This window comes from Thalassospira australica, assembly GCF_000763295.1.
GTDB lineage: Bacteria > Pseudomonadota > Alphaproteobacteria > Rhodospirillales > Thalassospiraceae > Thalassospira > Thalassospira australica.
Window position 1 is genome coordinate 327164 of the sequence record NZ_JRJE01000032.1, and the last position, 24675, is coordinate 351838.

A 24675-nucleotide genomic window follows, 5' to 3' on the forward strand; every position below is an offset into this window, starting at 1 on the left:
CCGCAGCTTTATTGCTACATACGGTCCGTCATATGCATCAATATCTGCAGGAAAGGAGCTTTGCATGCGCAAGGCCCGCGTTGAGCGTAATACAAACGAAACCCAGATCATGGTTGATGTGAACCTTGACGGGACCGGCGTTTATGACGTCGAGACCGGGGTCGGGTTCCTTGATCACATGCTCGAACAGCTTTCACGTCACAGCCTGATGGACCTTAAAGTCCGGGCCAAGGGCGACCTGCATATTGATTTCCACCACACCACCGAAGATAGCGGCATCGCGATCGGCGAAGCCTTTGCCAAGGCGCTGGGCGACAAGAAGGGCATCACGCGCTATGGCAGCTGCCTGCTTCCGATGGACGAGGCATTGACCCGTGTCGCGCTTGATATTTCAAGCCGTCCCTATCTGATCTGGAATGTCGAATTTACCCGCGACAAGCTGGGCGATATGGATACCGAGCTGTTCCGCGAATGGTTCCAGGGCTTTGCCCAGGCGGCGGGCATCACCTTGCATGTCGAGAACCTTTATGGTGAGAACAACCACCATATCATCGAAAGCGCCTTTAAGGCGCTTGCACGGTCGCTGCGCGTCGCAATCGAAATTGATCCGCGCAAGTCCGATGCCATTCCGTCCACCAAGGGCACCCTTGGCGGGTCGCTTTAAGCAGATCAGTTTGATCTGATCGAAAAGGCACCGGTGGCACAGCATACTGCCACCGGCCCAAAGAACCGGTTTTCGATGAAGGTTTACACAGTCCATACCCATCCCGGCGATGCCGACCCGATGGAAAACGCCATCCTGATCCGCGAAGGCTTCAATTTCTGGGCCTTTCTGCTGTCGGGTCTTTGGGCGTTGTATCATCGCTTGTGGCTGGGCTTTATCGGCCTTCTGGTCGTCTCGATCCTGTGCAGCTTTGCTGTCGATCTGTTTAACGGCGGGCCTGAAATGGATTTTGCCCTGGCACTTGTGACCGGGATCGGCTTTGGCCTGATTGCCAATGACCTTCGGCGCCGCAAACTGGCCGCACAGGGCTGGAAACTTGCCGATATCGTTGCCGGACGCACTGAAAGCGATGCCGAACATCGCTGTTTTGAGCGTTTGAAAGTTTCTCAGTCGCGCGTTCCACAATCGCCGCAGGCTGTTATTTCCACCCCCTCAACCGGGAGCCCATCCTACCCATGAGTGTCGCGATTATTGATTACGGTTCGGGCAATCTGCGTTCTGCTGCCAAGGCATTTGAACGGGCGGCCCGTGAAACCGGCTTTTCCAATGACATCATTGTCACCGATGACCCGGAAAAGGTCCGCAACGCCAGCCATATCGTGCTTCCGGGCGTTGGCGCCTATGCCGATTGCCGGGCCGGTCTTGATGCCGTCACCGGCATGGTTGATGTGTTGACCGAACAGGTGATCAAGGGCGGCAAGCCGTTCTTTGGCATCTGTGTTGGCATGCAATTGATGTCCACCGTGGGCCGCGAGTTTGCCACGACCGATGGCCTTGACTGGGTCGCGGGCGAAGTTGTTGCGATCGAACCCAATGACCCCAGCCTCAAGATCCCGCATATGGGCTGGAACGAATTGGTGCTTGATCCCGCTGGCAAAAGCCACCCGGTTTTGAACGGTATTTCCGATGGTGATCACGCCTATTTCGTGCACAGCTATCACATGCATGTCAGCAATCCTGATCAGCGCCTGGCATCGGTTTCCTATGGCGGGGACCTGACCGCGATGATCGGGCGTGACAACATGATCGGCACCCAGTTCCACCCGGAAAAAAGCCAGAAAACCGGGCTGACCATCATTGGGAATTTCCTGGGGTGGAAGCCATGATCGCACCAAGTGATACCATTCAGGATGGCGTAAATGCCGAACTGGTGACCGAGCTGAGCGCCGGTGACTTGTCCGATATCGTTGATGCCTGCACCCAGGCGATTGTCGAAGGCGGCGGCTTTGGCTGGCTGACCCCGCCGGACCGCCCAGAGATGGAAAAATACTGGCGCGGCGTTTTGCTGATGCCCGGACGGCAGTTGTTCGTCTCACGCGTTGATGGCGTGATTTCCGGCGCGGCTCAATTGATCGAAACTCCGGCCAACCTCGAAGCACAGCGCCATTCCGCCCAGATTTCCGGCCATTTCGTTGCACCATGGGCGCGCGGGCGCGGCAACGGCAAGGCAATTGTGCGCTCAATCGAATATTTCGCCCGTGAAGCGGGCTATCTCGTTTTGAAACTCGACCTTCGCGAAACCCAGGAGGCCGCCATCGCGCTTTATAACGGGCTTGGTTATGTCCGTTGGGGGATCAATCCCTATTACGCGATGGTCGACGGCAAAATGGTCGAAGGCTATTACTACACCAAGAAATTACAGGACCCGGATCAGTGAACCTTTATCCCGCAATTGACCTCAAAGACGGTGCCTGCGTTCGACTGCTGCGTGGCGACATGGACAAGGCCACCGTATTTAACGATGATCCCGGCGCACAGGCCGGTGAATTTGTTCAGGCCGGGTGCCATTGGGTTCATATCGTTGATCTGAACGGCGCCTTTGCCGGTGAACCGGTCAATGGGGCGGCGGTTGATTCCATCCTGGCGGCCGTATCGGACAAGGCCCAGACCCAGCTTGGTGGCGGCATCCGCACCATGGAAACGGTTGATTATTGGCTCAATAAGGGCATCACGCGTGTGATCCTTGGCACGGTCGCACTACGCAATCCCGATTTCGTCAAGGAAGCCTGCGCAAAATGGCCAGGCCGCGTTGCAGTCGGCATTGATGCCCGTGATGGCTATGTCGCAGTCGAAGGCTGGGCGGAAACATCCGAAGTCACCGCCCTTGAACTGGCCAAAAAGTTTGAAGATTGCGGTGTTGCCGCCATCATCTTTACCGATATCGACCGCGATGGCGCGATGGGTGGCCCGAATATCGAAAGCACCGTGGCACTCGCTTCAGAAATCTCGACCCCGGTCATCGTATCGGGCGGGGTTTCCTCGCTTGATGATCTGATCGCGGTCAAAAAACATACAAATGCGGGCATTGATGGCGCGATTTCCGGTCGTGCCCTTTATGATGGCCGCATTGACCTGGCAGAGGCCATCACGGCCCTTTCGTAACCGACCCAACAGGAAACAGACCATGTTAAAAACCCGTGTCATTCCCTGTCTTGACGTCAAGGACGGCCGCGTCGTCAAAGGGGTCAATTTCGTTGATCTGGTCGATGCCGGGGACCCGGTTGAACAGGCGCGCATCTATGATGCAGAGGGCGCGGACGAGCTCTGCTTCCTTGATATCACGGCCTCATCTGATAATCGCGATACCATCTTTGATGTCGTCGCCCGCACGGCCGAGGCCTGCTTCATGCCGGTCACCGTTGGCGGCGGGGTGCGCACCCTCGAAGACATCCGCAAGCTGCTGCTGGCAGGGGCCGACAAGGTGTCGATCAATACTGCTGCGGTGAAAAACCCCGATTTCGTGCGCGAAGCGGCCCGCAAGTTCGGATCGCAATGCATTGTGGTCTCGATTGATGCCAAATCCACCGGCCCTGACAGGTTTGAAATCTTTACCCATGGCGGGCGTGAACCCACCGGGATCGATGCCGTTGCATTTTCGAAACAAATGGTTGAATACGGCGCTGGCGAGCTTCTGGTGACCTCGATGGACCGTGATGGCACCCAGGCGGGCTTTAACATCCCGCTGACCAAAACCATTGCCGATGCCGTGCATGTGCCCGTGATTGCCTCGGGCGGGGTGGGGACGCTTGACCATATGGTTGAAGGCGTGCGTGATGCCCATGCATCCGCCGTTCTCGCCGCCTCGATCTTCCATTTCGGCACCTATCGCATTCGCGAGGTCAAAGACCACATGAAAGCCGCCGGCATTCCGGTGCGCGAGGAGTAATCATGGCCAACACAGAACAAAGCCAACACATCCTTGATGCGCTTTACGCCACCGTTTCCGCCCGCAAGGGGGCCGATCCCGACACCAGCTACACCGCCAAGCTGTTGGCCAAGGGCACGCCCAAAATCGCCCAGAAAGTCGGTGAAGAGGGCGTTGAAACCGTGATTGCCGCACTCGCCGAAAGCCCGGAAAAGGTCGCATCCGAAAGTGCCGATCTGCTTTATCACCTGACCGTGCTTTGGGCCGATCAGGGGGTGAAGCCTGAAGATGTCTGGAAGATCCTGGCCGAACGCCAAGGCATTTCGGGTATCACCGAAAAGGCATCGCGCAAAAGCGATTAAGAAGAACGACGACCAACACGACCACGCGCCCACATCCCTGTGATGGACCCCCGCCTGCGCGGGGGTGACGCTGTATAAAGGCAAGACGATAGAAGCCTCCTTTATCCGTCATGCCCGGGATTGCGGGCCGCAGCAAGGCTCCGCCTAGAAGGGCGAAAAGCGTAAATCCGCTGGTTAGCCTAAAATCGAAATTGCACCAGACGCCAAGCCTGTCCAATATGGCACTCATCGTCAGAATATAGTGATCAGGAGCCCCGAAATGGCCGTTCAGCCTTACGATCCGGAAAACATCTTTGCCAAAATCCTGCGCGGCGAAATCCCATGCACCAAGGTCTATGAAGATGACCATGTGCTGGCGTTTAACGATATCGCACCACAGGCCCCGACCCATGTTCTGGTGATCCCCAAGGGCGCTTACACCAGCTATGACGACTTTGCGCAGAATGCCTCAGACGCTGAAATCGTCGCCTATACCCGCGCAATCGGCAAAATTTCCAAGGAAGCTGGCGTGGTTGAGGACGGCTACCGCCTGATCGCCAACACCCGCGAGCACGGCCGCCAGGACGTCCCGCACCTGCATGTGCATATCATCGGTGGTGAAAAGCTGCCACGGATGCTGCCGGGCGCATAACAGAACGCAACTCCGAGTAAAAAGGCAGGGCCTGTCATTGTGCGCCCTGCCTTTTTCGTCCCGATATTCCCCAAAGGCAAAAATGTCCTCCAAAATTTCCACCGCATCCGAGATCTTCCAGACCCTTGCGGGCAACTGGTCGCTTGTGCGTGATCTGGGTACAGCAGGGCAGTTTACCGGCGATGTGAGGTTTCAGGCTGCCGATCCAGCCCAACCCAATGTGCTGCGCTATCGCGAGGAGGGGTTTTTGACCCGCCCGGACGGGAAGCGGTTTGAGGGTTATCGGGAATATGATTTTGTCCTGCGCGAAAACCCGGCCGCGATCGAGCTTCTGTTTCGCGACCCTTTAAGTTTCGGCAATCGCTATGTGCTGCTGCAATTTGGCGCAGATGCAAATGAAGGGCTATGCGCGCGTGACATTCATCCGTGTGGTGAGGACTTTTATCATCACTGCATGATCTGGAAGGATCCAGATCATTTCGAAACAAAAATAAAAATCATCGGCCCGAGGAAAGATCACTTGCTGCACAGCATCTATCGCCGCGCCGAGTAGCTCTGTTTTTGGATGATTATCAAATTATTTCAAAAGCTTGCGGTGCTATTCTGATAACCTGAATTGATGTGTCATACCCAGCACCCAGTTGCGAAAGACACTGACGTCCGGCACCTCCATTCGGCTTTCAGGCGTGATCAGGTAATATGCCCCGCTTGATTTCAGGCGGGCTTCGCTGATGATTTCAAGGCTTCCGTCGGCAAGCGGTCCTTCGATCAAAACCCTTGGCAACAGGGCGATGCCCATGCCCGTCTTGGCCGCCTCGATCAGCATGAAGAAATGCTCAAACCCCGGTCCCGGCGCCCCGGTAATGGCAACCCCGTTGGCCTGTGCCCAGTCATGCCATGCTTTGGGCCGGGTAGTATGCACCAGCCTTGGATACCGTGCGCCAAGGGCTGCGAGATCGGATTTGTCACCTGATGTCACATAACCGGGTTTGGCGACAACCACCTGAGTTTCATCAAAAATCTTGTCGCACACCATGCCCGGCCAGCGGCCATCGCCGAAATAAAGACCAACATCAATCTGGCGCGCGCCAAGGTCCGGACTGCGTTCCGGGGTGGCGAAATTAAGGGCCAGGGTCTCGATCACCGGGCGGATGTCAGGGTATTCGTTTTGAAATCGAACCAATCTTGGAATAAGCCAGGAACTTGCCAGTGTATGCAGCGCGCCGATGACCAGTTTGCGGTCCCCTGCGCCATGGGTGACCAGATCAAGGGTGGCGGCCTCGATCTCGTCCAGTGCCCGGCGCAGACTGGGCAGATAGGCACGACCAGCATCGCGCAAAGCCAGCTTCGGGCCATTGCGTTCAAACAGCCTGATGCCAAGACAGCTTTCCAGATTGGCGACCTGCTGGCTGATGGCGCCGGCAGTCACCGAAAGTTCTTCGGCCGCACGGGCAAAACTGCCCAAACGCGCCGCTGCTTCAAAGGCACGCAAGGCATTTAGTGGCGGGGTGGTGGGACGTAGCGCCATTTAAGTAGTTTTCCTAATGGTAAATGCAGAACTTCTGATTTTACGCCTGATATTATGCTGATTTAGACTGCCTCTAACAACCAAGCATTAGATTATATAGGCCCTTAGCCCAGGAGACACCCATGTCGCTGCCCCCGTTCCATCTGGCTTTCCCGATCAAATCGATTGCCGATACTCGCGCCTTTTACATCGATATCCTTGGCTGTGATGAAGGTCGTTCGACCGATGCCTGGATCGATTTTGATTTCTTTGGTCATCAGCTTTCTGCCCATGTCCGCCCGGAAGCCGGTCAGAACAAGGGGGCAGGCAATGTGGATGGCGATGCGGTGCCGATCCCGCATTTCGGCGCGGTTCTGGAATGGGAAAAATGGCACGCACTGGCTGATAGGCTTAAGGCCGCCAATGTGAAATTCCTGCTCGCCCCCAAGATCCGCTTTGAAGGCGAGCCGGGCGAACAGGGCACCTTCTTTGTCGAAGATCCGGCGGGAAATGGCCTTGAATTCAAGACCTTCCGCGATCCGGCGATGATCTTTGCGCACTGATCCTGGCGCTGATAACGCCGAACCGGCCTTGTGAAACCGGGCCGGTCCATGACAGACTGATATCAACCGCGCCGGAACGCTTTGCGCTCTGGCGCGTTTGACATGTGCAAACCTTTTATCGCCCAGCTATCGCCCCACATTTCGAAGCTTTGACCAGGAGACCCCGATGTCGACCCCCAACGCCCCGCTCAATATTCTGATTTCTGCCGCAGGCGAAGATGAAAAATGGAAAAGCGTGATGGTCGACCGGCTGCCGGACGCCAATATCGTCACCGAGGACAACAATTACGATCCTGAAACGATTGATTATGCCCTGTTCTGGAAGCAGCCACAGGGCCTGATCAAAACACTGCCAAAGCTCAAAGCCATCTTTTCGCTGGGCGCCGGGGTCGATCATGTGGTGTCGTCGCCCAGCCTGCCCAAGGATCTGCCGGTGATTCGCCTTGAAGATGCCGGCATGGCCGATCAGATGGTGCAATATCATCTGTATGCCGCCCTTCATTTCATGCGTGATTTTGATGTCTATGCCGCCCAGCAGGCCAAGGCCGACTGGACGCAGCATGATGTGGCACGCATTTCGAAATGCCAGGTCGGGGTGATGGGGCTTGGCGCACTGGGGTCGGCGGTTGCCACCGCACTTTCCAATCTGGGCTTTACCGTATCGGGCTGGAGCCGCTCGATGAAGGCGATTGAGGGCATTTCAACCTATGCCGGACCCGATACCCTTGGCGAGTTTTTGGGCCAGTCCGATATCCTGATCTGCCTGCTGCCACGCACACCGGAAACGGAAAATGTCCTTAACAGCAGCACGCTTTCCTTCCTGCCCAAGGGGGCGGCGATCATTAATGCCGCGCGCGGGGCGATGATCAACGAGGCCGACTTGCTGCGTGCCATTGATACCGGCCATCTGCGCGGGGCATTTTTGGATGTCGCCGTAACCGAACCGCTGCCCGAAAGCCATCCGTTCTGGGATCACGACAAAATCCGCATCACCCCGCATATTGCAGCTGCCACCCGATTTGAAGAATCGGTTGATCAAATCGCCGAAAACCTTGACCGGCTGACAAGGGGTGAAACCCCGCTTGGTCTGGTCAATCGCGATACCGGCTATTAACCCGACCCGTTAAGGCACGGCAAAGGGTTTTCATGGGCCATCATCGGGTTTTGCTTGTCGGGCAACGTGGTTTCTGAAAAGAACAAGCGTTGCCCATCAGTCAGGATTTCCCATGGTCGCCAAAACCTTTGTCGCGCTGCGCGTTGACTGCGATGCCCCAACCGCCTTTGCCCAATTCACCGATGATATTGATCACTGGTGGAAGCAGGGGCCGCGCAACCGTTTGATCGGCAATCGCCCCGGCGTCATGGAATTTCGCGAAGAAGACGGCACACGTTACGTGCAGGAAGTCGACAAACGCCGCCCGGATTTCATCGTGCGCGCAGGCAAGGTCACAAAGTGGGAGCCGGGCAAACGCCTGTCGTTTGAATGGCGCTGGCCCATGGCCGATCCCAAAGAACCTGTCACACTGGTTGATATCCGCTTTACCCCACTTGGCGACCATACCCGCATCACACTCGAACATCTGGGACTTGAAAAGCTTTCAGGCGGCCATCCCGGCCGCAACGGGTTAAATGACAATCGCTTCAAGCCGATGATGACCCATTACTGGCAGGCGCACATGGTTTCATTACGAAATCGCATCAAACTGCTTTCAAGTGCCTCAAGCCCGACCTGACCCACCAAAATCAATCCCGGCCAACACATCGCTTAACCAGTCGACAAATACCCGCACGCGCGCTGAAAGCTGCCGGTTTTGCGGATACAGGATTGATACGGGCATCGGATCAGGCGGGGTATCGGGCAGGACTTCGATCAGCCGTCCGGCTTTAAGATCCTCCGCCACGCGGTAGCGCGGCACCTGTATCAACCCAAGTCCCGCCCCCGCACAGGCGACATAGCTATCAGCACCGGTCACCGAAATGCTGGCCGGCAGCATGATTTCACGCAGTTTCCCATTAACGATAAAATCAAGCGGGATCGGCTTGTCATCGGCCCCGGACAGGAAACAAACCATCTGGTGGCCCTGCCTTTCAAGGTCATCCAGACTTTCAGGCAAACCAAAACGCGCAATGTAATCCGGGCTTGCCACCGTCGCCTCATGCAACAGCGCCACACGCCGCCCGATCATGGATGAATTGGCAAGATCGCCACTGCGCAGCACGCAATCAAACCCTTCATGCACCAGATCGACATAGCGATCCCCGTCCGCCAGCACCAGATCAATGCCCGGATAGCGATCTTGAAAGACGCCAAGGGCAGGGATGATAAAGGTCCGGGCAAGGGTGCCTTGCAAGTTCACACGCAACAACCCCTTGGGGTCGGCATTGGTAAAGCTGCCATCGGCTTCTTCCAGATCAGCCAGAATCCTGACACACCGCTGATAATAGGCCTCCCCGTCATGGGTCGGCTTGACCGTGCGCGTCGTACGTTCCAGCAACCTTGTGCCCAGCCGGTCTTCAAGTCGCTGGATCGAATTGGTCATGGTCGCACGCGGGATCAAAAGATCACTGGCCGCCTTGGTAAAGCTTTTGCGCTCTACCACGCGGACAAAATTGCGCATTTCCTCGAACCGGTCCATTCGCCATCCCGATTGTTATTCAATTTCGAATAATAAATTCGAATATAGGCTAATTATCCGAAAAATCATCCAAGGCATAGTGAGGCCATCGCACTTACCACCATTCACCAGGACCAAGGAGGCTGATCATGTCTGCCAACCAAAACAAAACCGCCATCGTCACGGGTGCATCACGTGGCATTGGTGTTGCCCTTGCCAAACGGCTAGCGGCGGATGGTTTTGCGGTTGTCATCAACTATGCCAACTCTGCCGAGGCCGCCGAAGAACTGGCAGAAACCCTGAAATCACAAGGCCACAAAGCCATTGCGATCAAGGCCGATATTGCCCGCCCGGATGCGGTCACCGCCCTGTTTGACAAGACCATCACTGCATTTGGCGGGGTTGATGTCATCGTCAATAATGCCGGGGTCATGACGGTTCAGCCGATTGCCGATATGAATGATGCCACCTATGACGCGATGATGGACATCAACATACGCGGCACATTCAATATGCTGCGCGAAGGGGCCAAACATCTGCGCGATCAGGGCCGGGTGATCAATTTTTCCACCACCGCCCTGCATCTGAAACTGCCGGGTTATGCGGTTTATAATGCTTCCAAGGCCGCGGTCGAAGCCATGACAGGTGTCTATGCCAAGGAACTGCGCGGGCGTCAGATCACAGTCAATACCGTTGCCCCCGGCCCGGTCGCAACCGAGCTGTTCTTGAACGGCAAAACCGAAGAACAGGTATCCCAACTTGCCAATATGGCGCCGATGGAACGCCTGGGGCAGCCCGATGACATTGCCGGTGTGGTGTCCTTCCTGGCAGGTCCCGATTCCTTCTGGGTCAACGGGCAAACCATTCGTGCCAATGGCGGTTTGGCTTAACTTCCTATCCCCCACCCCTAAGCCAAAATCCAAGGGCACGTTCGGGATGCAGTCAAATGATCGCATCCCGTTTATGATTTCAATTTATTTGACTCTGTCCATAATTTAATGGACACTGTCATATATCTTGAACCGCCGCCCCGAGAACCCAGATGAATATCAGCCAAATCGACGCAATCCGGGCTTTCAACCGTTTCTATACCCGTCAAATCGGGCTGCTGAGTGAAAGTCTGCATAAAAGCGCCTTTTCACTGACCGAGGCCCGCGTTCTGTTTGAGCTTGATGCACGTGGCGCACAGGTAGTGGGTAAACTTGCTGCGACGCTTGATCTTGATCCGGCCTATCTCAGCCGCATTTTGACACGCTTTAAAAAGGCTGGGCTCATCACGCTTCAAACCGACAGTAAGGATCGCCGTGTCCGTGTTGCCGAACTGACGGCTTTGGGCCGGGAAACCTATGGCGACCTGCAATCAGCATCGCGTAACGAAGTGACATCTCTCATTGCCCCGCTGACCGAAGACCAGCGCGATGAACTGACATCTGCGATGAAAACCATCCAGACTCTTTTGGGATCAGACACCGGGCGCAGTGACACTTCATTGCAAAAGCCGGTTTTGATCCGCGATCACCGTCCGGGTGATCTTGGCTGGATTGTGCATCGCCAAGGCGATCTCTATGCCCGCGAGTATCAATGGGATACACGGTTCGAAGGATTGGTTGCCGATATTGCCGCCAAATTCCTGGCTGGCCACGATCCAAAGCGTGAAGGGTGCTGGATTGCCGAACATGATGGCAAACCTGTCGGATCGATCATGCTGGTGCGCGAAAGTGATACGGTGGCTAAGCTGCGCATTCTGTTTGTTGAACCCGACGCACGCGGGCTTGGCATCGGCAAACATCTGGTCGATCACTGCATTGCCTTTGCCAAACAGGCCGGATATCGCGAAATCACGCTTTGGACAAATGCCAACCTGCATGCTGCGCGCAAGATCTATCAAAAGGTTGGCTTCACCCTGATCAATGAAGAGCCCCATCACAGCTTTGGGCATGATTTGATTGGACAAAACTGGTCGCTGGTTCTTTAACTGGTCGTAGATCACCTGTCACACGACCCAATACAGGATGTCACATGTCCGAACCTGCTGCGATCACCTTTCGCTATGCCACCCGCGAAGATCTGCCTGCCATCGTTGGCCTTCTGGCCGATGACGAAAAAGGCAAAACCCGCGAAGAATTTACCGATCCGCTGCCAGATGCCTACACCGCCGCGTTTGAGGCCATGGAATCGCAATCCGCCGATGCGCTGCCCAACAAATACCTTTTGGCCATTCAGGGCACGGAAATTGTCGGCTGCTTGCAACTGACCCTGATTGCCGGATTATCCCGCCGAGGGCAACTGCGCGCACAAATCGAAGGGGTTCGGATCGCAAGCCGGGCGCGCGGGCAAAAGATCGGTGAAAAACTGATTATGGAATCCGTTTCGATTTCGAAATCACTTGGTGCGACCCTGGTGCAATTCACCACGGACAAAACCCGCAAGGATGCCCACCGCTTTTATGAACGGCTGGGTTTTGTCGCCAGCCACGAAGGCATGAAAATGCAAATTTCCTAGGGGTATGGCGATATTTTCCTGCCAAGGCGGTCATTTTGCGCTCGCGCAATAACAGGGCCGTCAAACTCTGATAGGATGTGCGTTTAGACACACAGCACAAGATCGGAGCCCCCATGAATTTGATCGAACTGCAGGATCTCGCCCGCAAACGCGGTTTTTCCCATGTTTTCAGCGCATCGGACAATCACGTGACCTGTGATGGACGCGAAACGCGTTATTACGCCGATGATCTGACCATCATTGATTATCGCTCGGTTGATACCGGCACCGATCCGGGCGATGACGCCACCCTTTATATGATCGAGGCCAAGGATGGCACGCGTGGCATGCTGATCGTCCCTGACAGCTTCCATACCGATCCGGAAAAGGCCCAACTGGTCGATCATTTGCGCAGCAAGCACGGCTGATTTCGGAACAAGATGCCAGGGTCTGCGTTCTTCCTGTATCAGAATTTTTTGATCAAGGAGATACGCAAATGACTCTGGCTGACCTTCAGGCAAACGCAAAAGAGCACGGTTTCGAGCATCACTTCATTGCCGAAAAAGATGGCGTGCGCAGCGACGGCACCGGCAGGCTCTATCAGGCAGACGAACTGCGCCTTGTTCATTCCAACAGCACCGATCAGGGCACCGATCCCGGCGATGATGCTACCCTTTTCATGATCGAGGCCAAGGACGGCACCAAAGGTGTGATGATTCTTGCCGATGCCTTTCACGCCGACCCGCAAAAGGCAGAAATCATTGATATCCTGCGCCGTAAACGCGCGGCCTCATGAACCGGCACGACAGAATTGACCTGTAATTTTCTGCGTAGCTGGCTGGAAATTCGTAAAATGAACACAAACATGCACCTCTAGCGACATAAAGAACGGGCATGAGATGCCCGTATCCATCGCAACATGAGGCGGCCTATTTCATGTCGGATCTTTTGCCGTTTTTTCGGGCCTGGGTCACCGACCCAAGAAAAGTGTCAGCCATCTCACCGTCCAGTCCCGCACTGGCCCGGCTGATCACATCAGAAGTCACCGTGCAAAATACCCCGGTTCTTGAACTCGGACCGGGGACAGGTGTATTTACCCGTGCGCTTCTTGATCGCGGCCTCAAACAGCATGACTTGACCTTGGTCGAAGCCGGACCGGATTTCTCCCGTCTGCTGTCTCAGCGCTATCCCAACGCCCGCATTCTGCAAATGGATGCGTGCCGGCTGGGCCGCGAACGCCTGTTTCAAAGCGGTGAACTTGCCAGTGCAATAAGCGGCCTGCCCTTGCTGTCGATGAAACCGCGCCAGATTATGGGCATCCTTGGCGGCAGTTTTGAATATCTGCGCGACGACGGCGCATTTTATCAGTTTACCTATGGACCGCGTTGCCCGGTGCCCTCAGCAATCCTTTCGCGGCTTGATCTGCGGGCCACCCGGATTGGCACCACAGTTCGCAACATGCCGCCTTCATCGGTTTACAAAATCGAACGCCAAAATCGCAGCACCAATCTCAAGACCGCATAATTCCCTTATTTCAAAGTATTCACCGGGATAGGTGACCTGGCATCGGAACGAATTAAACAATTCGAACAAAAATCTGATCACCATCGCCTTTGCTGCCCATTACCGCCAGTCAACATCTGGCGGTAATTCAGTTTGGCGCAGGTGTTTTTAAAACGCCCGATGCCAGACATTCGAATGCTGTTACCGCTTTGTCAAAGGTCGCGTGCGGATCGTCACTCGCCGCAACCCATAGCGCTGAATTCAGCGCCGCACCGTTAAGCAATCTGGCAATTGCTTCGATATCCACAGGTTTGATGGCATCTTGTTCTGCAAGCTCGCCAAGTGTGGTGATGGTTGCCTGCAGGCATCTGTTCTGACTTGGCCATTGCGACGGATCGCCAAGTACCGCAGGCCCGTCCAGCAGCACAATACGCTGCACTTCGGGCCGAAGCGCCAGCTTGATATAGGCCGCCCCTTCGGCCATCAAACCCTGCCAACCGCCGCCTGCTGACTGTCCCACCTTTTGGGCCTCTGTCGCCATTTCCGTGTCAATCTGGTCAACCACTGCCGCCATCAGTCCGCGCTTGTCACCGAAATTATGATACAGCGCCCCACGTGTCAGACCGGCCCCGGCTGTCAGCTCGTCCATCGAGGCCGATGCAAACCCCTTCTCGGCAAAGGCTTTGCGCCCTGCCGCAATCAGTTTGATGCGCGTTTCTTCCATTTTTTCGGCACGAGTTTTGGCCACAGTCTACCTCTCTATTTCACATACGACACGTATGCCACTTGACATACGCTGCGTATGTCAATACACCCACATACGAAACGTATCTGAAAAATCACCCCCTTGCCATCCTTCATCCATAAGAGGTCAGAATGACACACCACGCCGAAGCAATCTTCCCGCCCAAGCGCCATGCGCTTTACGAACAACACGGCTATTCCGCCGCAATCCGGTCAAATGATCTGGTTTTTGTATCTGGTCAGGTTGGCAGCCGTGAAGACGGCTCACCCGAACCGGACTTTAAAAGTCAGGTCGTACTGGCGTTTGAAAACCTCAAAGCTGTCCTTGCTGCGGCGGGCTGTACGTTTGATGACCTTATCGATGTCACAACCTTCCATACCGACCCGGAGAATCAGTTTGCTGACATCATGGAGGTCAAGAACGCAATCTTCAGCAAAGCCCCCTATCCGAACTGGACAGCGGTTGGTGTAAACTGGCTGGCGGGGTTTGACTTTGAAATCAAGGTTATCGCCCGTGTTCCTGCCGAAGTTTGATAGCAACCGCCCCCCGCGCCGTTCACATGGGCGGCGCGGCGGACATGGGTGACATCCTGTTTGCAGCTAAAACACAAACGATATGCCGCAATACGCGGCTCTTCAGTCCTGATCCGCAACACCGATGACCTGCTTAGCGCCGATACACCATTTGGCGGTAATTCAGCGCCTCGGCAATATGGCCGCGCTTGACCCCACCGCTACCGGCCAAATCGGCGATGGTACGCGCAACGCGCAAAATCCGGTGGTAGCCACGCGCTGAAAGCTTCATCTGGCGCGCTGCATTCTGCAGCAATCCGCGTCCATCGGCATCAAGCGCGGCAGCATCTTGTAAAACCTCGCCATCGGCCAGGGCATTGGTCGATATGTTTTCGTTTTTATATCGCAACATTTGCAGTTCACGGGCCAGAAACACCCGTTCACGGATTGTCGCACTTGGTTCGCCCTGCGCGGGCAGATCAAGTTCTTCGGGTTTGACCGCAGGCACGTCAATCTGGATATCAAACCGGTCTAAAAGCGGGCCGGAAAGGCGGGCCTGATATTCCTCGCCGCAGCGCGGCGCACGGGTACAGGCAAGCTCATTATCGCCAAGATACCCGCAACGACATGGATTCATTGCCGCGACAAGCTGTACACGGGCCGGATATGTCACATGCGCATTGGCACGTGCGACCGATACCTGCCCGGTTTCAAGCGGCTGGCGCAGCGCATCAAGCACATTGCGCTGAAATTCCGGCAGTTCATCCAAAAACAGCACCCCGTTATGGGCCAGTGATATCTCGCCGGGCTTGACCCGATGTCCCCCGCCCACAAGGGCCGGCATCGAGGCCGAATGGTGCGGTTGGCGAAAGGGCCGGGTCCGGATCAGCCCGCCTTCGGGCAACAGACCCGATACCGAATGAATGACCGTGGTTTCAAGTGCCTGCCTGGCATCAAGGTCAGGCAGAATGCCCGGTAAACGTGCCGCCAGCATGGATTTCCCCGACCCCGGCGGGCCAGACATCAAAAGATTATGGCCCCCGGCGGCAGCAATTTCCAAGGCGCGTTTGGCACTTTCCTGTCCCTTGATATCGCGTAGATCACCATGGAAATCGTTGATTTCATGGTCGTTGGTTCGGATCGGCCGGGCAAGGATTTGCGTGCCTTTGAAATGATTGATCAGGCTGATCAGACTGCCCGGCGCAAGGATCTCAAGATCCCCGGCCCAAAGGGCCTCAGACCCGTTGGCCTGCGGGCAAATAATCCCGCATTCCTGCATTCCGGCTTCCATCGCAGCAGGCAGAACCCCGCCGACCGAGGTAATGCTGCCATCCAGCCCCAATTCCCCAAGGGCCAGAAACCGTTCGATATCATCATGTCCGATCACATCCATCTCGGCCAGAATGCCCAGCGCGATCGGCAGATCGAAATGCGATCCTTCCTTAAGCAAATCGGCTGGTGCCAGATTGATCGTGATCCGTTTGGGCGGCAGGGCCAAACCCATGGCCGAAAGCGCCGAACGCACCCGTTCGCGCGCTTCGGATACCGCCTTGTCGGGCAGGCCAACCACGGTAAAGGCCGGCAGGCCACTTGCCATTTGCACCTGAACATCGACCGGTATGGTTTCAATCCCGGCAAAGGCAACTGTTGTAACCCGCGCTGTCAAATCATCCGCCCCCAAAACCCGAAGTTGTATTACTTTGCAGGCTTGGACGGTAATTGGCAACGGATCGTTTAAACACAATCAGTTGGAACAACCTTGATCCGAATTCTGATCCATATCGGTATTGATCATCCAGGGTGTACCGAACTTGTCATTGACCAGGCCAAAACCCTTCGACCAGAAGGTTTCTTCAAACGGCATGATGACCATGCCGCCTTCTGCCAGACCGTCAAAATACGCACGGGCCTGTTCGGCAGTCGGGGCATGAATGGAAATATTCATTCCCTTCATCGGCTCAAACGTGCCGCCCGGGCAATCTGATGCCATAATCGTCCAGCCATCCCCCATAAGGCAGGCATGGGCGATCTTGTCCGCCATATCGGGCATATCCCCGGCCATCGGGGTGTCGCCATAGGGCATGGTGATCAATTCACCCCCCAAAACAGATTGATAAAACGTCATTGCCAGGAGGCAATTCCCGTCAAAATTCAAATAGCTGATGACCTTCATCGGGGCTTCCTTTTTGAGTGTGGTGTGCGAGGGTGAGGTGGACACGGCTTATGGCTCAAGCCCGAACTGGGCTTCGCCATTGTCAAAATCAAAAGGCACGGAAAAATGTTCATGCATGATGCGCCACTGCCCATCATGTTTTTCAAGGTGAAAGCTTGCCCGCATCCAGCTTGCCTGTTCGCAGCCGTCATCACTGCGAATACCGCAACGAATTAGAAACCGCGCAACTCCCAGATGGCCAGATACCCGGATCACGGGTGTCTGCATCTCGATGATCATTTCGGCATCCTTGGGCAGGCATTTTTCCCAATGCGCGCGATAGTTCGAAACACCATTGAACTGCAACGGTCCCACCGCGTCATAGGAACAGATGTCAGAGCTATAAAGGGCGATGATCGCATCAATATCCTTGCTGCGAGTTGCATCAACCCAACGGGCGAACAGATCAGCAATTTCTGCGTGATCCCTGGCTTGTTTCTCGGTCATTGGTCATATCCTTGCTGGTGGCGCCCTATGGTTAAAACGCACCTTGGCGGGCGAGGGGAATGCAACAGGCACCCGGTGCAAGAATCACCGGAATTTTCGGCATTCAGGCCGCAGAAACCGCACGTTCAAGCTGATCAATATCGATTTTTTGCATCGTCATCATGGCGGTTGCGGCACGTGCGGCAATGGCCAGATCCGGATCGGTCATAAGTTCGATCAGGCGGGTCGGGGTGATCTGCCAGAAAACACCAAACCGGTCCCGAACCCAGCCGCAATCACGGGCTTCGCCGCCCTCGGAAAGACAATCCCAGTAATAATCAACCTCGGCCTGATCCCTGCAATTGACGACAAACGACACCGCTTCGGTAAATGCAAAATCGGATGGAAAGTTAAACGCGGTGAATTCGCGGCCAAACAGCTCAAAACGGATGGTCAAAACACGGCCCTCCGGACCGGGACCAGCAGAACTGGCACGCATGATCTTGCCGATTTTGGCATCGGCAAAAACGGATACATAGAAATTAACGGCTTCCTCTGCGGTTTGGTTAAACCACAAAAAGGGGCTGATTTTCTGCATGGGGCATCCTCCTTGCCGGGCAGAACGGTTTCGGCGGCGACATCAAACCAGAAAGTAGATTAGGGATTTATGTTTTTCCCGTTTGACAAAAAAGTTGATATCAACATAATTAATCCATGTCAAAAAAAGATTTCAACCAGAACGATCAAACCGTTCCTTATGCCGACACCATAATGGTGCGGGACTCGTGTCTTTGCCTGCATGTGCGCCGCGCGGCACGGACGATTGCGCGCCGCTTTGATGATGCTTTTCGTCCGCTTGATCTGACCAGCGGGCAATATTCTTTGTTGATGTCGCTCAATCGACCATATCCACCGCATATGAAAGATGTCGCCAATCTTCTGGCGATGGATCGCACAACGCTTACGGCAAACCTCAAGCCACTCGAACGTCGCGGTCTGGTTGAAATTACGCCGGATCCAAAGGACAAACGGGGTCGATTGCTGACCCTGACCACAAACGGCATGGCGCTTTTGGCCCAAGCATTTCCGATCTGGAAGAAAACCCAAGGCGATCTTGAAGGTCTTGTTGCAGATTCCAACGCCGATCAGCTTCTGGCCGATCTGATCAGCCTTTCCCGGGAACCGGAATAATCACCTGACGATCGGCAACGGCGTATCAAGACGGTATTTTAGAAACACCTCCCCATCATGGGAAACCTTCCCGACGAAGCAGGCACCAAGGCGCAGAAGCCCCCGTAAATGCTTGCGTGTCGGCGGCAGCAAGAATGTCACATACTCAATACGTGGATCGTTACAGGCAACATTCAGAGCCTTGCGCGTGATGGCAAGACCAAGCCCAAAGCACTCAGGACGCAACACCAGCCCGAAATCCCAATCATCACCTTCTTTCTGAAACCCGCCCCAACCGACATAGCTTTCATCCACCAAAATTGCCCAATGCCCAAGCCCATCGCGCTGCCAATAAGCATCCTTGGCCGCCATGAAACGATGATAATCATCCTGACCCCACGGACCATCCAGTAACGGCATATGAACCGACATACGCGCGTCAGACATATGGGCGATCACGGTTTCAGGCGCGATATCACCAAGTGACGCAAAGCGGATTGAACCGGATGTCCGGTCAGGTTTGATGTTGGGCATGATCAGGGTAACAACCGGTAAGAAACGGCAAAAGGCGCAAGAACCATCAGCTCATTGCGCTCTTTGGCTCAGGACCGCTCGCAGCCCATCACGTCAGGACAAAATGGCAAATCAGAGCAGGGCCAGGCATTAATCTTCGCGCGGCGGCAGGAATTCCTTGCGGCATGGCACGGCAACTTCATCAACAACGGTCCAGCCAAAATTACGAAACTTGCCAAAGCTTTCCTTTTTCATGGTGATGCCGCTTTCCTTGTGCTTGCGCACTTCGCTGGCATCTTCACCCTCGATCCGTTCGGCGCGGGCCCAAGCGCGTTCGCGCATGGCTTTGGTAATGGTTGGTTCGCTCATATCTGGCTTCGCATTTCCAAGTCAAAAAGGGGCCGTAACATGTTTTGGAACCTTTGTCGCATTCATTCGGCATTGATGCGCAGCTCAGATCAGGTTCGCAATCGTTCTATATCCGCAACAATATCGTCAATCAGGTTTTGAACATCCCCGCGCGCCAGACCGCTTTCGATCATGCCGCGCAGGCCGGTGATGCTGGTTTGCAGCTTAAGTGCCGCACGGTGCGGATCAATATCGGGCGCAATTTCACCAGCTTTTCGGGCCGCATCAAAGGTTTCGGCAAACAGATCAGCCACGCCCGAAAGTTGCCGGGCGGCCAGTTCTTTCAGATCAGGCTCTTCATTGGCCATTTCAAGGGCGGTCTTAAATACCATACAGGCATTTGACGGCACCTTGTTTTCGCCAGGTTGCGTAATGCTGCGCACATAGCCAATCAACCCCGAAAGCGGCGAGCTTGCCTGCGCCATAAAGGCCCGAAATTCTTCTTCAACACCGGCCGAATAATATTTCAGCGCCTCGGCAAACAGGTCCTTCTTGCTGCCAAAGGCGGCATAAATGCTGCCGGGCTTAAGCGACAGGGCGGCTTCGATATCCTTAAGTGACGTCGCATGAAACCCTTTGCGCCAAAACAGGTTGCGCGCATTGGCCAAAGCATCTTCACGGTCAAACGAACTGGGTCTCGCCACGTCTTTTCCTTGGTTGTTGAGCATTCACTCAAGAAATAACTTGATTTCGGAAAACCGTCAAGTTAGCGTCGGCCCATCGTTATTGAGCAATCACTCAAAAATTCAGGAGACATGATTATGTCCGACTTCAAGATCCATGATCGCGATACCGCCCCCGCAGATGCAAAACCGCTGTTGCAGAATTCCATTGATGCTTTTGGCATGGTTCCGGGCCTTCACGGCGTCATGGCCGAAGCCCCGGCTGCGCTTGAGGGTTATCAGGTCCTGCACGAGCTGTTTCAGAAAACCAGCTTTGATGCCGAAGAACTGACCGTTGTCTGGCAGACGATCAATGTTGAACATGCCTGCCATTATTGCGTTCCGGCCCACACCGGGATTGCCCATATGATGAAAGTCGATGAAGACATCATCACTGCGCTGCGCGATGAAACCCCGCTTGCCAGTGACAAACTTGAAGCGCTGCGTACCTTCACCCTTGCCATGGTCCGTGAGCGCGGCAATGTCACCCAGGATCAGCTGGATGCATTCTATGCCGCAGGCTATGCGCAGCAGCAGGTTCTGGAAATCATTCTCGGTCTGGCGCAGAAAGTCATGTCGAACTACACCAACCATGTCGCCCAGACACCGGTTGATGAACCGTTCCAGAAGTTCGCATGGGAAAAATCGGCCAAAAAAGCGGCCTGATCACGCATCTATTCAACGCATGATCGCGACGTAAAAAATCCCCGCCCCTTACGTCATCAACCTTGCGTTGCCCGCACCGCCCGTTTCCCCCGGGCGGTGCTTTTTTATGACCCGGGTTAACCGTTTTTAATCATCGTCATGAGGAAGATGGAAGGTGGTCTCGCTAAAGGATTCACGTTCCGACATGATCGCCATCCAGTCGCGCACCCGAACCGGAATATCAAACCGGCGGTCCGGCCAGCGGAAATCAATATAATAAAGTGCAACCAGAACCGACCATGTTCCAAGGTGCGGCTCTTCCGTACGCAGGTTCGGCAAACCGTCAAGAATGGCATCAATGCCCGATGTGATTGCCTGGGCCTGTCGTTCCATTACGATTTCAGAACGATCTGACTCCGGGCGTTTTGAATCCGCATAAAGCCGACCGGTTGCCGCCATCATGCCATCGGCCAACCCCTGCCATCTCAGGGCGCTCAGCCGGGCCGGACCGCTTTGGGGGATCACACCTGATGATGTTTTGTTTGATGTGGCAAACTGATCAAGATAGTCACAGATCACAGCCGATTCAAAAACAGCCATGCCGTCTTCAAGGATCAGGGTCGGCACTTTGGCAAGCGGGTTATGGGCACGCAGCGCCTCGTCCGTCCAGGGATCAATCAGGATTTCACTGATCTGTTTTTCCAGACCCAATTCGCGCAAGACAACCCGTACCTTGCGTGAAAAAGGTGATGTTGGCGCGTAGTAAAGCTGCATTGACCAAGCCCCCTGCCGTAAACAAACGTCACATCAGAAAATGGACGCCATCAAACGCTTAAATCCGGTGTCCAGCCGATCCCCTCAAGATGCCAGTTGGCAGTCCAGTTGGTATCCTTGCGCAACAGTGTAAGGTAATTTCGCGCTGCACAATAGGTTCCTTTGCGCCCCGGCAATGATCTGAGCTTTGTCGGGCGATCCGGAAGCGGGTGATCCCCGATCCACGCCAGAAGGCCCAAAACCCGTGCAAATGCCGCCGGTGGTGCGGTGTGCGAGATGCCCGATGCCACCAGTTGATGGATGGTTTTGCCCGGTGTTTCAAAGGTCCCGCGTGTTGCCACGTGAATTTCACCCGACAAAAGGGTGATCTCGTGATCGCGCTCATTGGCGATCTTTTCAATAAGCTCCAGGAACCGACACCATTCACGTCGATGCCAACGGCTTTGCCACTGATCGCGCAGATCATCCTCGTATTTCTGGGCTTTGGGAAAAAGATGCAACACCATCTCAACCAGCGACAAGCGCGGCCCGATCACCGGCACACTCGACATCAGAAAAATACGATTTCCCTCGGGCACGGTTTCAAGGGTTTGTGGCAAATCGCGCCAGCCATTTGGTCCCATGACATCGCCCGGCGTGCGTTCCGAACGCAAATCAGGGGAAATGATGCTCATGCCAGGGAAATCCACCCGCCAGCCAAGGCTTTTGCCCTCACGGTCCATCACCATGTCAGGCAGTTCATCGGGCATGCAACACAGCTGCATCAGGCAAAAGGCCGTCCGGGCACAGTCAAACATGCCCTTGGCCACCGCCGTACTCTGGAACCATTTTTTATGACTGCCCCAGCCGTCAAAAATATCATGATCATCCCAGATCATCAGCGATGGCACATGTTTCAGCATATGACTGATCTGCGGCTGGCCGTAAATCGCCAGATAATGGTCAAGATAGAATTTGAAAACCGCATCGCGCATGACATCGGAAAATTCGGTTGCCGCCCGTTCGCGCCGCCGGGCCTTTTCCCAGGCGATGATATCGGGATGACATTCCCACACCCCGTCGGCGTAAATCTGGTCCCCCCCATGCAAAAGCAGGGAAAACGGCTGTTTGGCGTGCTCTTTGCCAAGATCAATCCAAAGCGCATTGCGGTCTTCAAGCGGCCGATCCAGATCACCGTCTTCCTGACCATTGCACGACACAAACCCGATGCGCAGATCCTTGCCCAGATCGGTGCAAACTTCATACGTTTCATTTCCGAAACAATATGTGGCAGCACGATTGGCCGGCAATTCGAATTCAAACCGCCAATAGGTCCGGCCATAAAGGTTTGCAAGCTTTTTCGGGGCAATGACATCGGTGCCATTGGCGCGAAATTCCGGAATTTCGCGGTTCTCATCGGCAACAACAAGGGCGGCCAGCTTGACCGATTGCGCCGTCCCGCCCCGGGCAAACAGGAACGGTCCAAAAAGATGCTGATCAATGATGGTATTTGCCTCGATGCTGGTCATGCGCTGCCACTATCTGTCAAATTAACGGGTCCTGACTTTGGGGGTCCCAACCCCGTTTCATACGTTTGAACGCGGCTTTGGTTCCTTTGGCCAAACAGCTTAGCGGAATGTGGGCCAAAGGACAGGATCAAAGTCACACCGGTAATCGACAGAAAAAAGGCAGGCAGGGCAACGGACTTGTCGTTATCATCAGATGGTTAATCTTGCAGATCGGAGAAGACCATTGAATGCACAGCGTCCCAAAGCGATCCCGACTGTTCAGGTAGATGATGATGTCGTCAAGGTAACCGAATGGCACTTTCCACCCGGGGCAGAAACCGGTGACCATGTCCATGGCATGGATTATGTCGTTGTCCCGATGACGACCGGTACCCTCACCATCGAAATGGATGACGGCAAAACGGTCTTGTCCGAACTTACCGCAGGGCAATCCTATGCCCGCAAAACCGGCGTTGCGCACAATGTCATTAACGACAATGACTTCGCCTTTACGTTTGTCGAGGTCGAAGTCAAACAGCGCTGATCCAAAGACCCCCAATAAACCGGGCCATAAAAAAGGGCAGGTGACAATCACCTGCCCAATTACATTTTTCGATATGGTTGACCGGCTTCTTAGCCAATCCGCGTTTCAATCGCATCCCAGATCAGGCTTTCAAGTTTGGAACCGTCAAACCGGTTGATCTCCTGCAAGCCTGTTGGCGAGGTGACGTTGATTTCCGTCATATAGTCGCCAATCACGTCGATCCCGACAAAGATCAGGTCGCGCTTTTTAAGCTCCGGCCCGATGCGGTCGCAAATTTCACGTTCGCGCGGCGTCAACATCGATTTTTCCGCCACGCCACCAACATGCATGTTTGATCTCGCTTCGCCTTCGGCCGGCACGCGGTTAATCGCGCCCACCGGTTCACCGTCCACCAGAATGATGCGTTTGTCCCCCTTGCGCACATCAGGCAAATAGGCCTGCACCATCAACGGTTCACGCGACTGCGCGGCAAACAGTTCCAGCAGGGAATTAAGGTTCTCATCCCCAGGTTTCAGGTGGAAAACACCGGCCCCGCCATTGCCAAACAGCGGCTTGACGATGATGTCCTTGAATTCTTCGCGGAACTCCTTGATCCGTGCGCCCGATCGCGTGATCAGGGTCGGTGGCATCAGATCGGGAAATTCGGTAACAAAGATCTTTTCGGGTGCATTGCGAACATGGCCCGGATGGTTGACCACGAAGGTTTCCGGGTGGATCGCCTCAAGCAGATGGCTTGCGGTAATGTAATTCATGTCAAACGGCGGGTCCTGACGCATCAGGATGACGTCGGTTTCGCGCGCCAGATCAATCACCCGGGCTTCCCCCAGATCATGGTGATTGCCATGCTCATGGCGCAAAGTCATTGGGCGAACTTCGGCTTTGATCATGCCCCGGTCATAGAACATGTCATCGGGATGATAATGCAAAAGATCATATCCACGTGCCTGGGCTTCAAGACCCATGACAAAGGTGGAGTCCCCCTTGATATCGATATGCTCAATCGGGTCCATCTGGATGGCGACGACACGGCTCATGAAATGCGTTCT

At 54.9% G+C, this 24675-nt stretch carries 35 protein-coding genes; 22 read left to right on the plus strand and 13 right to left on the minus strand.

Annotated features, from left to right (window positions below):
* Positions 1 to 64: 64 nt before the first annotated feature.
* From hisB to JF44_RS0117665, 9 genes are all read left to right on the plus strand, one after another.
* A complete protein-coding gene (gene hisB / locus JF44_RS0117625) occupies positions 65 to 664 on the plus strand; it encodes an imidazoleglycerol-phosphate dehydratase HisB (RefSeq protein ID WP_033070264.1) in 600 nt (199 codons plus the stop codon).
* Between the two features lie 33 nt (positions 665 to 697).
* The gene (locus JF44_RS0117630) at positions 698 to 1183 is read left to right on the plus strand and encodes a DUF2628 domain-containing protein (RefSeq protein ID WP_238318491.1); all 486 of its coding nucleotides are present in this window, start codon (positions 698 to 700) and stop codon (positions 1181 to 1183) included.
* Positions 1180 to 1830 (plus strand): imidazole glycerol phosphate synthase subunit HisH, encoded by a 651-nt coding sequence (gene hisH / locus JF44_RS0117635; protein WP_033070266.1) that lies wholly within the window; start codon positions 1180 to 1182, stop codon positions 1828 to 1830. Before JF44_RS0117630 ends, hisH begins: the two co-directional genes overlap by 4 nt.
* A complete protein-coding gene (locus JF44_RS0117640; protein WP_033070267.1) occupies positions 1827 to 2381 on the plus strand; it encodes a GNAT family N-acetyltransferase in 555 nt (184 codons plus the stop codon). Before hisH ends, JF44_RS0117640 begins: the two co-directional genes overlap by 4 nt.
* Positions 2378 to 3106 carry a 1-(5-phosphoribosyl)-5-[(5-phosphoribosylamino)methylideneamino]imidazole-4-carboxamide isomerase gene (gene hisA, locus JF44_RS0117645; protein ID WP_033070268.1) on the plus strand — a complete coding sequence of 243 codons (729 nt, stop codon included), beginning with the start codon at positions 2378 to 2380 and terminating at the stop codon, positions 3104 to 3106. Before JF44_RS0117640 ends, hisA begins: the two co-directional genes overlap by 4 nt.
* 22 nt (positions 3107 to 3128) lie before the next feature.
* The gene (hisF, locus tag JF44_RS0117650; RefSeq protein WP_033070269.1) at positions 3129 to 3890 is read left to right on the plus strand and encodes an imidazole glycerol phosphate synthase subunit HisF; all 762 of its coding nucleotides are present in this window, start codon (positions 3129 to 3131) and stop codon (positions 3888 to 3890) included.
* A 2-nt stretch (positions 3891 to 3892) separates the two neighbouring features.
* Positions 3893 to 4231, plus strand: a complete 339-nt coding sequence (locus JF44_RS0117655) for a phosphoribosyl-ATP diphosphatase (RefSeq protein ID WP_033070270.1) — start codon at positions 3893 to 3895, stop codon at positions 4229 to 4231.
* A gap of 259 nt (positions 4232 to 4490) precedes the next feature.
* The gene (locus JF44_RS0117660; protein WP_033070271.1) at positions 4491 to 4862 is read left to right on the plus strand and encodes a histidine triad nucleotide-binding protein; all 372 of its coding nucleotides are present in this window, start codon (positions 4491 to 4493) and stop codon (positions 4860 to 4862) included.
* Between the two features lie 82 nt (positions 4863 to 4944).
* Positions 4945 to 5415, plus strand: a complete 471-nt coding sequence (locus JF44_RS0117665; protein ID WP_033070272.1) for a DUF6314 family protein — start codon at positions 4945 to 4947, stop codon at positions 5413 to 5415.
* A 45-nt stretch (positions 5416 to 5460) separates the two neighbouring features.
* Here JF44_RS0117665 and JF44_RS0117670 read toward each other — a convergent pair whose 3' ends face one another.
* The gene (locus tag JF44_RS0117670; protein WP_033070273.1) at positions 5461 to 6390 is read right to left on the minus strand and encodes a LysR substrate-binding domain-containing protein; all 930 of its coding nucleotides are present in this window, start codon (positions 6388 to 6390) and stop codon (positions 5461 to 5463) included.
* Between the two features lie 122 nt (positions 6391 to 6512).
* Between JF44_RS0117670 and JF44_RS0117675 the strand changes: the two genes are divergently transcribed.
* The 3 genes from JF44_RS0117675 to JF44_RS0117685 all read left to right on the plus strand — a co-directional run bounded on the left by JF44_RS0117675 (position 6513) and on the right by JF44_RS0117685 (position 8665).
* Complete coding sequence (locus JF44_RS0117675; RefSeq protein ID WP_033070274.1) at positions 6513 to 6932, plus strand: VOC family protein; 420 nt, start codon at positions 6513 to 6515, stop codon at positions 6930 to 6932.
* 166 nt (positions 6933 to 7098) lie between these two features.
* On the plus strand, positions 7099 to 8046 hold the full coding sequence (locus tag JF44_RS0117680) for a 2-hydroxyacid dehydrogenase (RefSeq protein ID WP_033070275.1): 948 nt from the start codon (positions 7099 to 7101) through the stop codon (positions 8044 to 8046).
* A gap of 112 nt (positions 8047 to 8158) precedes the next feature.
* A complete protein-coding gene (locus JF44_RS0117685; RefSeq protein ID WP_052066021.1) occupies positions 8159 to 8665 on the plus strand; it encodes an SRPBCC domain-containing protein in 507 nt (168 codons plus the stop codon).
* On the opposite strand, the gene JF44_RS0117690 is transcribed toward JF44_RS0117685, so the two are convergent.
* Positions 8651 to 9568, minus strand: coding sequence for a LysR family transcriptional regulator (locus JF44_RS0117690; RefSeq protein ID WP_033070276.1), 918 nt, complete (start codon positions 9566 to 9568; stop codon positions 8651 to 8653). The two genes, JF44_RS0117685 and JF44_RS0117690, sit on opposite strands and share 15 nt — an antisense overlap.
* Before the next feature lie 128 nt (positions 9569 to 9696).
* Between JF44_RS0117690 and JF44_RS0117695 the strand changes: the two genes are divergently transcribed.
* The 6 genes from JF44_RS0117695 to JF44_RS0117720 all read left to right on the plus strand — a co-directional run bounded on the left by JF44_RS0117695 (position 9697) and on the right by JF44_RS0117720 (position 13552).
* On the plus strand, positions 9697 to 10437 hold the full coding sequence (locus JF44_RS0117695) for an SDR family oxidoreductase (protein WP_033070277.1): 741 nt from the start codon (positions 9697 to 9699) through the stop codon (positions 10435 to 10437).
* 152 nt (positions 10438 to 10589) lie between these two features.
* Positions 10590 to 11522, plus strand: a complete 933-nt coding sequence (locus JF44_RS0117700) for a bifunctional helix-turn-helix transcriptional regulator/GNAT family N-acetyltransferase (RefSeq protein WP_033070278.1) — start codon at positions 10590 to 10592, stop codon at positions 11520 to 11522.
* Between the two features lie 44 nt (positions 11523 to 11566).
* On the plus strand, positions 11567 to 12049 hold the full coding sequence (locus JF44_RS0117705) for a GNAT family N-acetyltransferase (RefSeq protein WP_202901533.1): 483 nt from the start codon (positions 11567 to 11569) through the stop codon (positions 12047 to 12049).
* Between the two features lie 113 nt (positions 12050 to 12162).
* Entirely contained in the window at positions 12163 to 12456 is a 294-nt protein-coding gene (locus tag JF44_RS0117710; protein ID WP_033070279.1) for a hypothetical protein, read from the plus strand.
* 68 nt (positions 12457 to 12524) lie between these two features.
* Positions 12525 to 12824: a hypothetical protein gene (locus JF44_RS0117715; protein ID WP_033070280.1), complete on the plus strand. Its 300-nt coding sequence runs from the start codon at positions 12525 to 12527 to the stop codon at positions 12822 to 12824.
* Between the two features lie 140 nt (positions 12825 to 12964).
* Positions 12965 to 13552: a class I SAM-dependent methyltransferase gene (locus tag JF44_RS0117720; protein WP_033070281.1), complete on the plus strand. Its 588-nt coding sequence runs from the start codon at positions 12965 to 12967 to the stop codon at positions 13550 to 13552.
* A 127-nt stretch (positions 13553 to 13679) separates the two neighbouring features.
* Here the strand turns inward: JF44_RS0117720 and JF44_RS0117725 are convergent, their stop codons facing one another.
* Positions 13680 to 14279 carry a TetR/AcrR family transcriptional regulator gene (locus JF44_RS0117725; protein ID WP_033070282.1) on the minus strand — a complete coding sequence of 200 codons (600 nt, stop codon included), beginning with the start codon at positions 14277 to 14279 and terminating at the stop codon, positions 13680 to 13682.
* Positions 14280 to 14407: 128 nt separating this feature from the next.
* Here JF44_RS0117725 and JF44_RS0117730 point away from each other — a divergent pair, with 128 nt between their 5' ends.
* On the plus strand, positions 14408 to 14809 hold the full coding sequence (locus JF44_RS0117730) for a RidA family protein (RefSeq protein WP_033070283.1): 402 nt from the start codon (positions 14408 to 14410) through the stop codon (positions 14807 to 14809).
* A 133-nt stretch (positions 14810 to 14942) separates the two neighbouring features.
* Here the strand turns inward: JF44_RS0117730 and JF44_RS0117735 are convergent, their stop codons facing one another.
* The 4 genes from JF44_RS0117735 to JF44_RS0117750 form a co-directional block, all read right to left on the minus strand.
* Positions 14943 to 16454, minus strand: coding sequence for a YifB family Mg chelatase-like AAA ATPase (locus JF44_RS0117735; protein WP_033070653.1), 1512 nt, complete (start codon positions 16452 to 16454; stop codon positions 14943 to 14945).
* Between the two features lie 78 nt (positions 16455 to 16532).
* Positions 16533 to 16961 (minus strand): VOC family protein, encoded by a 429-nt coding sequence (locus tag JF44_RS0117740; protein WP_033070654.1) that lies wholly within the window; start codon positions 16959 to 16961, stop codon positions 16533 to 16535.
* A gap of 48 nt (positions 16962 to 17009) precedes the next feature.
* Positions 17010 to 17447 (minus strand): YybH family protein, encoded by a 438-nt coding sequence (locus JF44_RS0117745; protein ID WP_052066022.1) that lies wholly within the window; start codon positions 17445 to 17447, stop codon positions 17010 to 17012.
* A gap of 103 nt (positions 17448 to 17550) precedes the next feature.
* Positions 17551 to 18024, minus strand: a complete 474-nt coding sequence (locus tag JF44_RS0117750; RefSeq protein WP_033070284.1) for a VOC family protein — start codon at positions 18022 to 18024, stop codon at positions 17551 to 17553.
* 116 nt (positions 18025 to 18140) lie between these two features.
* On the opposite strand from JF44_RS0117750, the gene JF44_RS0117755 reads away from it, so the two are divergent.
* Complete coding sequence (locus tag JF44_RS0117755) at positions 18141 to 18617, plus strand: MarR family winged helix-turn-helix transcriptional regulator (protein WP_033070285.1); 477 nt, start codon at positions 18141 to 18143, stop codon at positions 18615 to 18617.
* Here JF44_RS0117755 and JF44_RS0117760 read toward each other — a convergent pair whose 3' ends face one another.
* The 3 genes from JF44_RS0117760 to JF44_RS0117770 all read right to left on the minus strand — a co-directional run bounded on the left by JF44_RS0117760 (position 18618) and on the right by JF44_RS0117770 (position 20161).
* Positions 18618 to 19130 (minus strand): GNAT family N-acetyltransferase, encoded by a 513-nt coding sequence (locus JF44_RS0117760; protein WP_052066023.1) that lies wholly within the window; start codon positions 19128 to 19130, stop codon positions 18618 to 18620.
* A gap of 129 nt (positions 19131 to 19259) precedes the next feature.
* Entirely contained in the window at positions 19260 to 19478 is a 219-nt protein-coding gene (locus JF44_RS0117765; protein ID WP_033070286.1) for a hypothetical protein, read from the minus strand.
* 89 nt (positions 19479 to 19567) lie between these two features.
* Complete coding sequence (locus JF44_RS0117770) at positions 19568 to 20161, minus strand: TetR/AcrR family transcriptional regulator (protein ID WP_033070657.1); 594 nt, start codon at positions 20159 to 20161, stop codon at positions 19568 to 19570.
* Positions 20162 to 20278: 117 nt separating this feature from the next.
* On the opposite strand from JF44_RS0117770, the gene JF44_RS0117775 reads away from it, so the two are divergent.
* On the plus strand, positions 20279 to 20845 hold the full coding sequence (locus JF44_RS0117775) for a carboxymuconolactone decarboxylase family protein (RefSeq protein ID WP_033070658.1): 567 nt from the start codon (positions 20279 to 20281) through the stop codon (positions 20843 to 20845).
* A gap of 126 nt (positions 20846 to 20971) precedes the next feature.
* Here JF44_RS0117775 and JF44_RS0117780 read toward each other — a convergent pair whose 3' ends face one another.
* Both JF44_RS0117780 and JF44_RS0117785 read right to left on the minus strand, forming a co-directional pair.
* Positions 20972 to 21598 (minus strand): glutathione S-transferase, encoded by a 627-nt coding sequence (locus tag JF44_RS0117780; RefSeq protein ID WP_052066025.1) that lies wholly within the window; start codon positions 21596 to 21598, stop codon positions 20972 to 20974.
* 50 nt (positions 21599 to 21648) lie between these two features.
* Positions 21649 to 23106: an alkaline phosphatase D family protein gene (locus JF44_RS0117785; protein WP_033070287.1), complete on the minus strand. Its 1458-nt coding sequence runs from the start codon at positions 23104 to 23106 to the stop codon at positions 21649 to 21651.
* 223 nt (positions 23107 to 23329) lie between these two features.
* Between JF44_RS0117785 and JF44_RS0117790 the strand changes: the two genes are divergently transcribed.
* Positions 23330 to 23629, plus strand: coding sequence for a cupin domain-containing protein (locus tag JF44_RS0117790; RefSeq protein WP_033070288.1), 300 nt, complete (start codon positions 23330 to 23332; stop codon positions 23627 to 23629).
* A gap of 89 nt (positions 23630 to 23718) precedes the next feature.
* On the opposite strand, the gene gshB is transcribed toward JF44_RS0117790, so the two are convergent.
* The gene (gshB, locus tag JF44_RS0117795) at positions 23719 to 24663 is read right to left on the minus strand and encodes a glutathione synthase (protein ID WP_033070289.1); all 945 of its coding nucleotides are present in this window, start codon (positions 24661 to 24663) and stop codon (positions 23719 to 23721) included.
* Positions 24664 to 24675: the final 12 nt, after the last annotated feature.

Excerpts from the sequence above, each read along its gene's own strand:
- JF44_RS0117655 (WP_033070270.1), top strand. The coding sequence starts at position 3,893 with ATGGCCAACACAGAACAAAGCCAACACATCCTTGATGCGCTTTACGCC.
- JF44_RS0117740 (WP_033070654.1), bottom strand. The coding sequence starts at position 16,961 with ATGAAGGTCATCAGCTATTTGAATTTTGACGGGAATTGCCTCCTGGCA.
- JF44_RS0117660 (WP_033070271.1), top strand. The coding sequence starts at position 4,491 with ATGGCCGTTCAGCCTTACGATCCGGAAAACATCTTTGCCAAAATCCTG.
- JF44_RS0117665 (WP_033070272.1), top strand. The coding sequence starts at position 4,945 with ATGTCCTCCAAAATTTCCACCGCATCCGAGATCTTCCAGACCCTTGCG.
- JF44_RS0117675 (WP_033070274.1), top strand. The coding sequence starts at position 6,513 with ATGTCGCTGCCCCCGTTCCATCTGGCTTTCCCGATCAAATCGATTGCC.
- JF44_RS0117785 (WP_033070287.1), bottom strand. The coding sequence starts at position 23,106 with ATGACCAGCATCGAGGCAAATACCATCATTGATCAGCATCTTTTTGGA.
- gshB (WP_033070289.1), bottom strand. The coding sequence starts at position 24,663 with ATGAGCCGTGTCGTCGCCATCCAGATGGACCCGATTGAGCATATCGAT.
- JF44_RS0117755 (WP_033070285.1), top strand. The coding sequence starts at position 18,141 with ATGTCAAAAAAAGATTTCAACCAGAACGATCAAACCGTTCCTTATGCC.
- JF44_RS0117700 (WP_033070278.1), top strand. The coding sequence starts at position 10,590 with ATGAATATCAGCCAAATCGACGCAATCCGGGCTTTCAACCGTTTCTAT.
- JF44_RS0117715 (WP_033070280.1), top strand. The coding sequence starts at position 12,525 with ATGACTCTGGCTGACCTTCAGGCAAACGCAAAAGAGCACGGTTTCGAG.
- JF44_RS0117760 (WP_052066023.1), bottom strand. The coding sequence starts at position 19,130 with ATGCCCAACATCAAACCTGACCGGACATCCGGTTCAATCCGCTTTGCG.
- JF44_RS0117690 (WP_033070276.1), bottom strand. The coding sequence starts at position 9,568 with ATGGACCGGTTCGAGGAAATGCGCAATTTTGTCCGCGTGGTAGAGCGC.
- JF44_RS0117720 (WP_033070281.1), top strand. The coding sequence starts at position 12,965 with ATGTCGGATCTTTTGCCGTTTTTTCGGGCCTGGGTCACCGACCCAAGA.
- JF44_RS0117685 (WP_052066021.1), top strand. The coding sequence starts at position 8,159 with ATGGTCGCCAAAACCTTTGTCGCGCTGCGCGTTGACTGCGATGCCCCA.
- JF44_RS0117680 (WP_033070275.1), top strand. The coding sequence starts at position 7,099 with ATGTCGACCCCCAACGCCCCGCTCAATATTCTGATTTCTGCCGCAGGC.
- JF44_RS0117780 (WP_052066025.1), bottom strand. The coding sequence starts at position 21,598 with ATGCAGCTTTACTACGCGCCAACATCACCTTTTTCACGCAAGGTACGG.
- JF44_RS0117705 (WP_202901533.1), top strand. The coding sequence starts at position 11,567 with ATGTCCGAACCTGCTGCGATCACCTTTCGCTATGCCACCCGCGAAGAT.
- JF44_RS0117640 (WP_033070267.1), top strand. The coding sequence starts at position 1,827 with ATGATCGCACCAAGTGATACCATTCAGGATGGCGTAAATGCCGAACTG.
- hisF (WP_033070269.1), top strand. The coding sequence starts at position 3,129 with ATGTTAAAAACCCGTGTCATTCCCTGTCTTGACGTCAAGGACGGCCGC.
- JF44_RS0117745 (WP_052066022.1), bottom strand. The coding sequence starts at position 17,447 with ATGACCGAGAAACAAGCCAGGGATCACGCAGAAATTGCTGATCTGTTC.
- JF44_RS0117730 (WP_033070283.1), top strand. The coding sequence starts at position 14,408 with ATGACACACCACGCCGAAGCAATCTTCCCGCCCAAGCGCCATGCGCTT.
- hisH (WP_033070266.1), top strand. The coding sequence starts at position 1,180 with ATGAGTGTCGCGATTATTGATTACGGTTCGGGCAATCTGCGTTCTGCT.
- JF44_RS0117765 (WP_033070286.1), bottom strand. The coding sequence starts at position 19,478 with ATGAGCGAACCAACCATTACCAAAGCCATGCGCGAACGCGCTTGGGCC.
- JF44_RS0117710 (WP_033070279.1), top strand. The coding sequence starts at position 12,163 with ATGAATTTGATCGAACTGCAGGATCTCGCCCGCAAACGCGGTTTTTCC.
- hisB (WP_033070264.1), top strand. The coding sequence starts at position 65 with ATGCGCAAGGCCCGCGTTGAGCGTAATACAAACGAAACCCAGATCATG.
- JF44_RS0117750 (WP_033070284.1), bottom strand. The coding sequence starts at position 18,024 with ATGCAGAAAATCAGCCCCTTTTTGTGGTTTAACCAAACCGCAGAGGAA.
- JF44_RS0117775 (WP_033070658.1), top strand. The coding sequence starts at position 20,279 with ATGTCCGACTTCAAGATCCATGATCGCGATACCGCCCCCGCAGATGCA.
- JF44_RS0117695 (WP_033070277.1), top strand. The coding sequence starts at position 9,697 with ATGTCTGCCAACCAAAACAAAACCGCCATCGTCACGGGTGCATCACGT.
- JF44_RS0117670 (WP_033070273.1), bottom strand. The coding sequence starts at position 6,390 with ATGGCGCTACGTCCCACCACCCCGCCACTAAATGCCTTGCGTGCCTTT.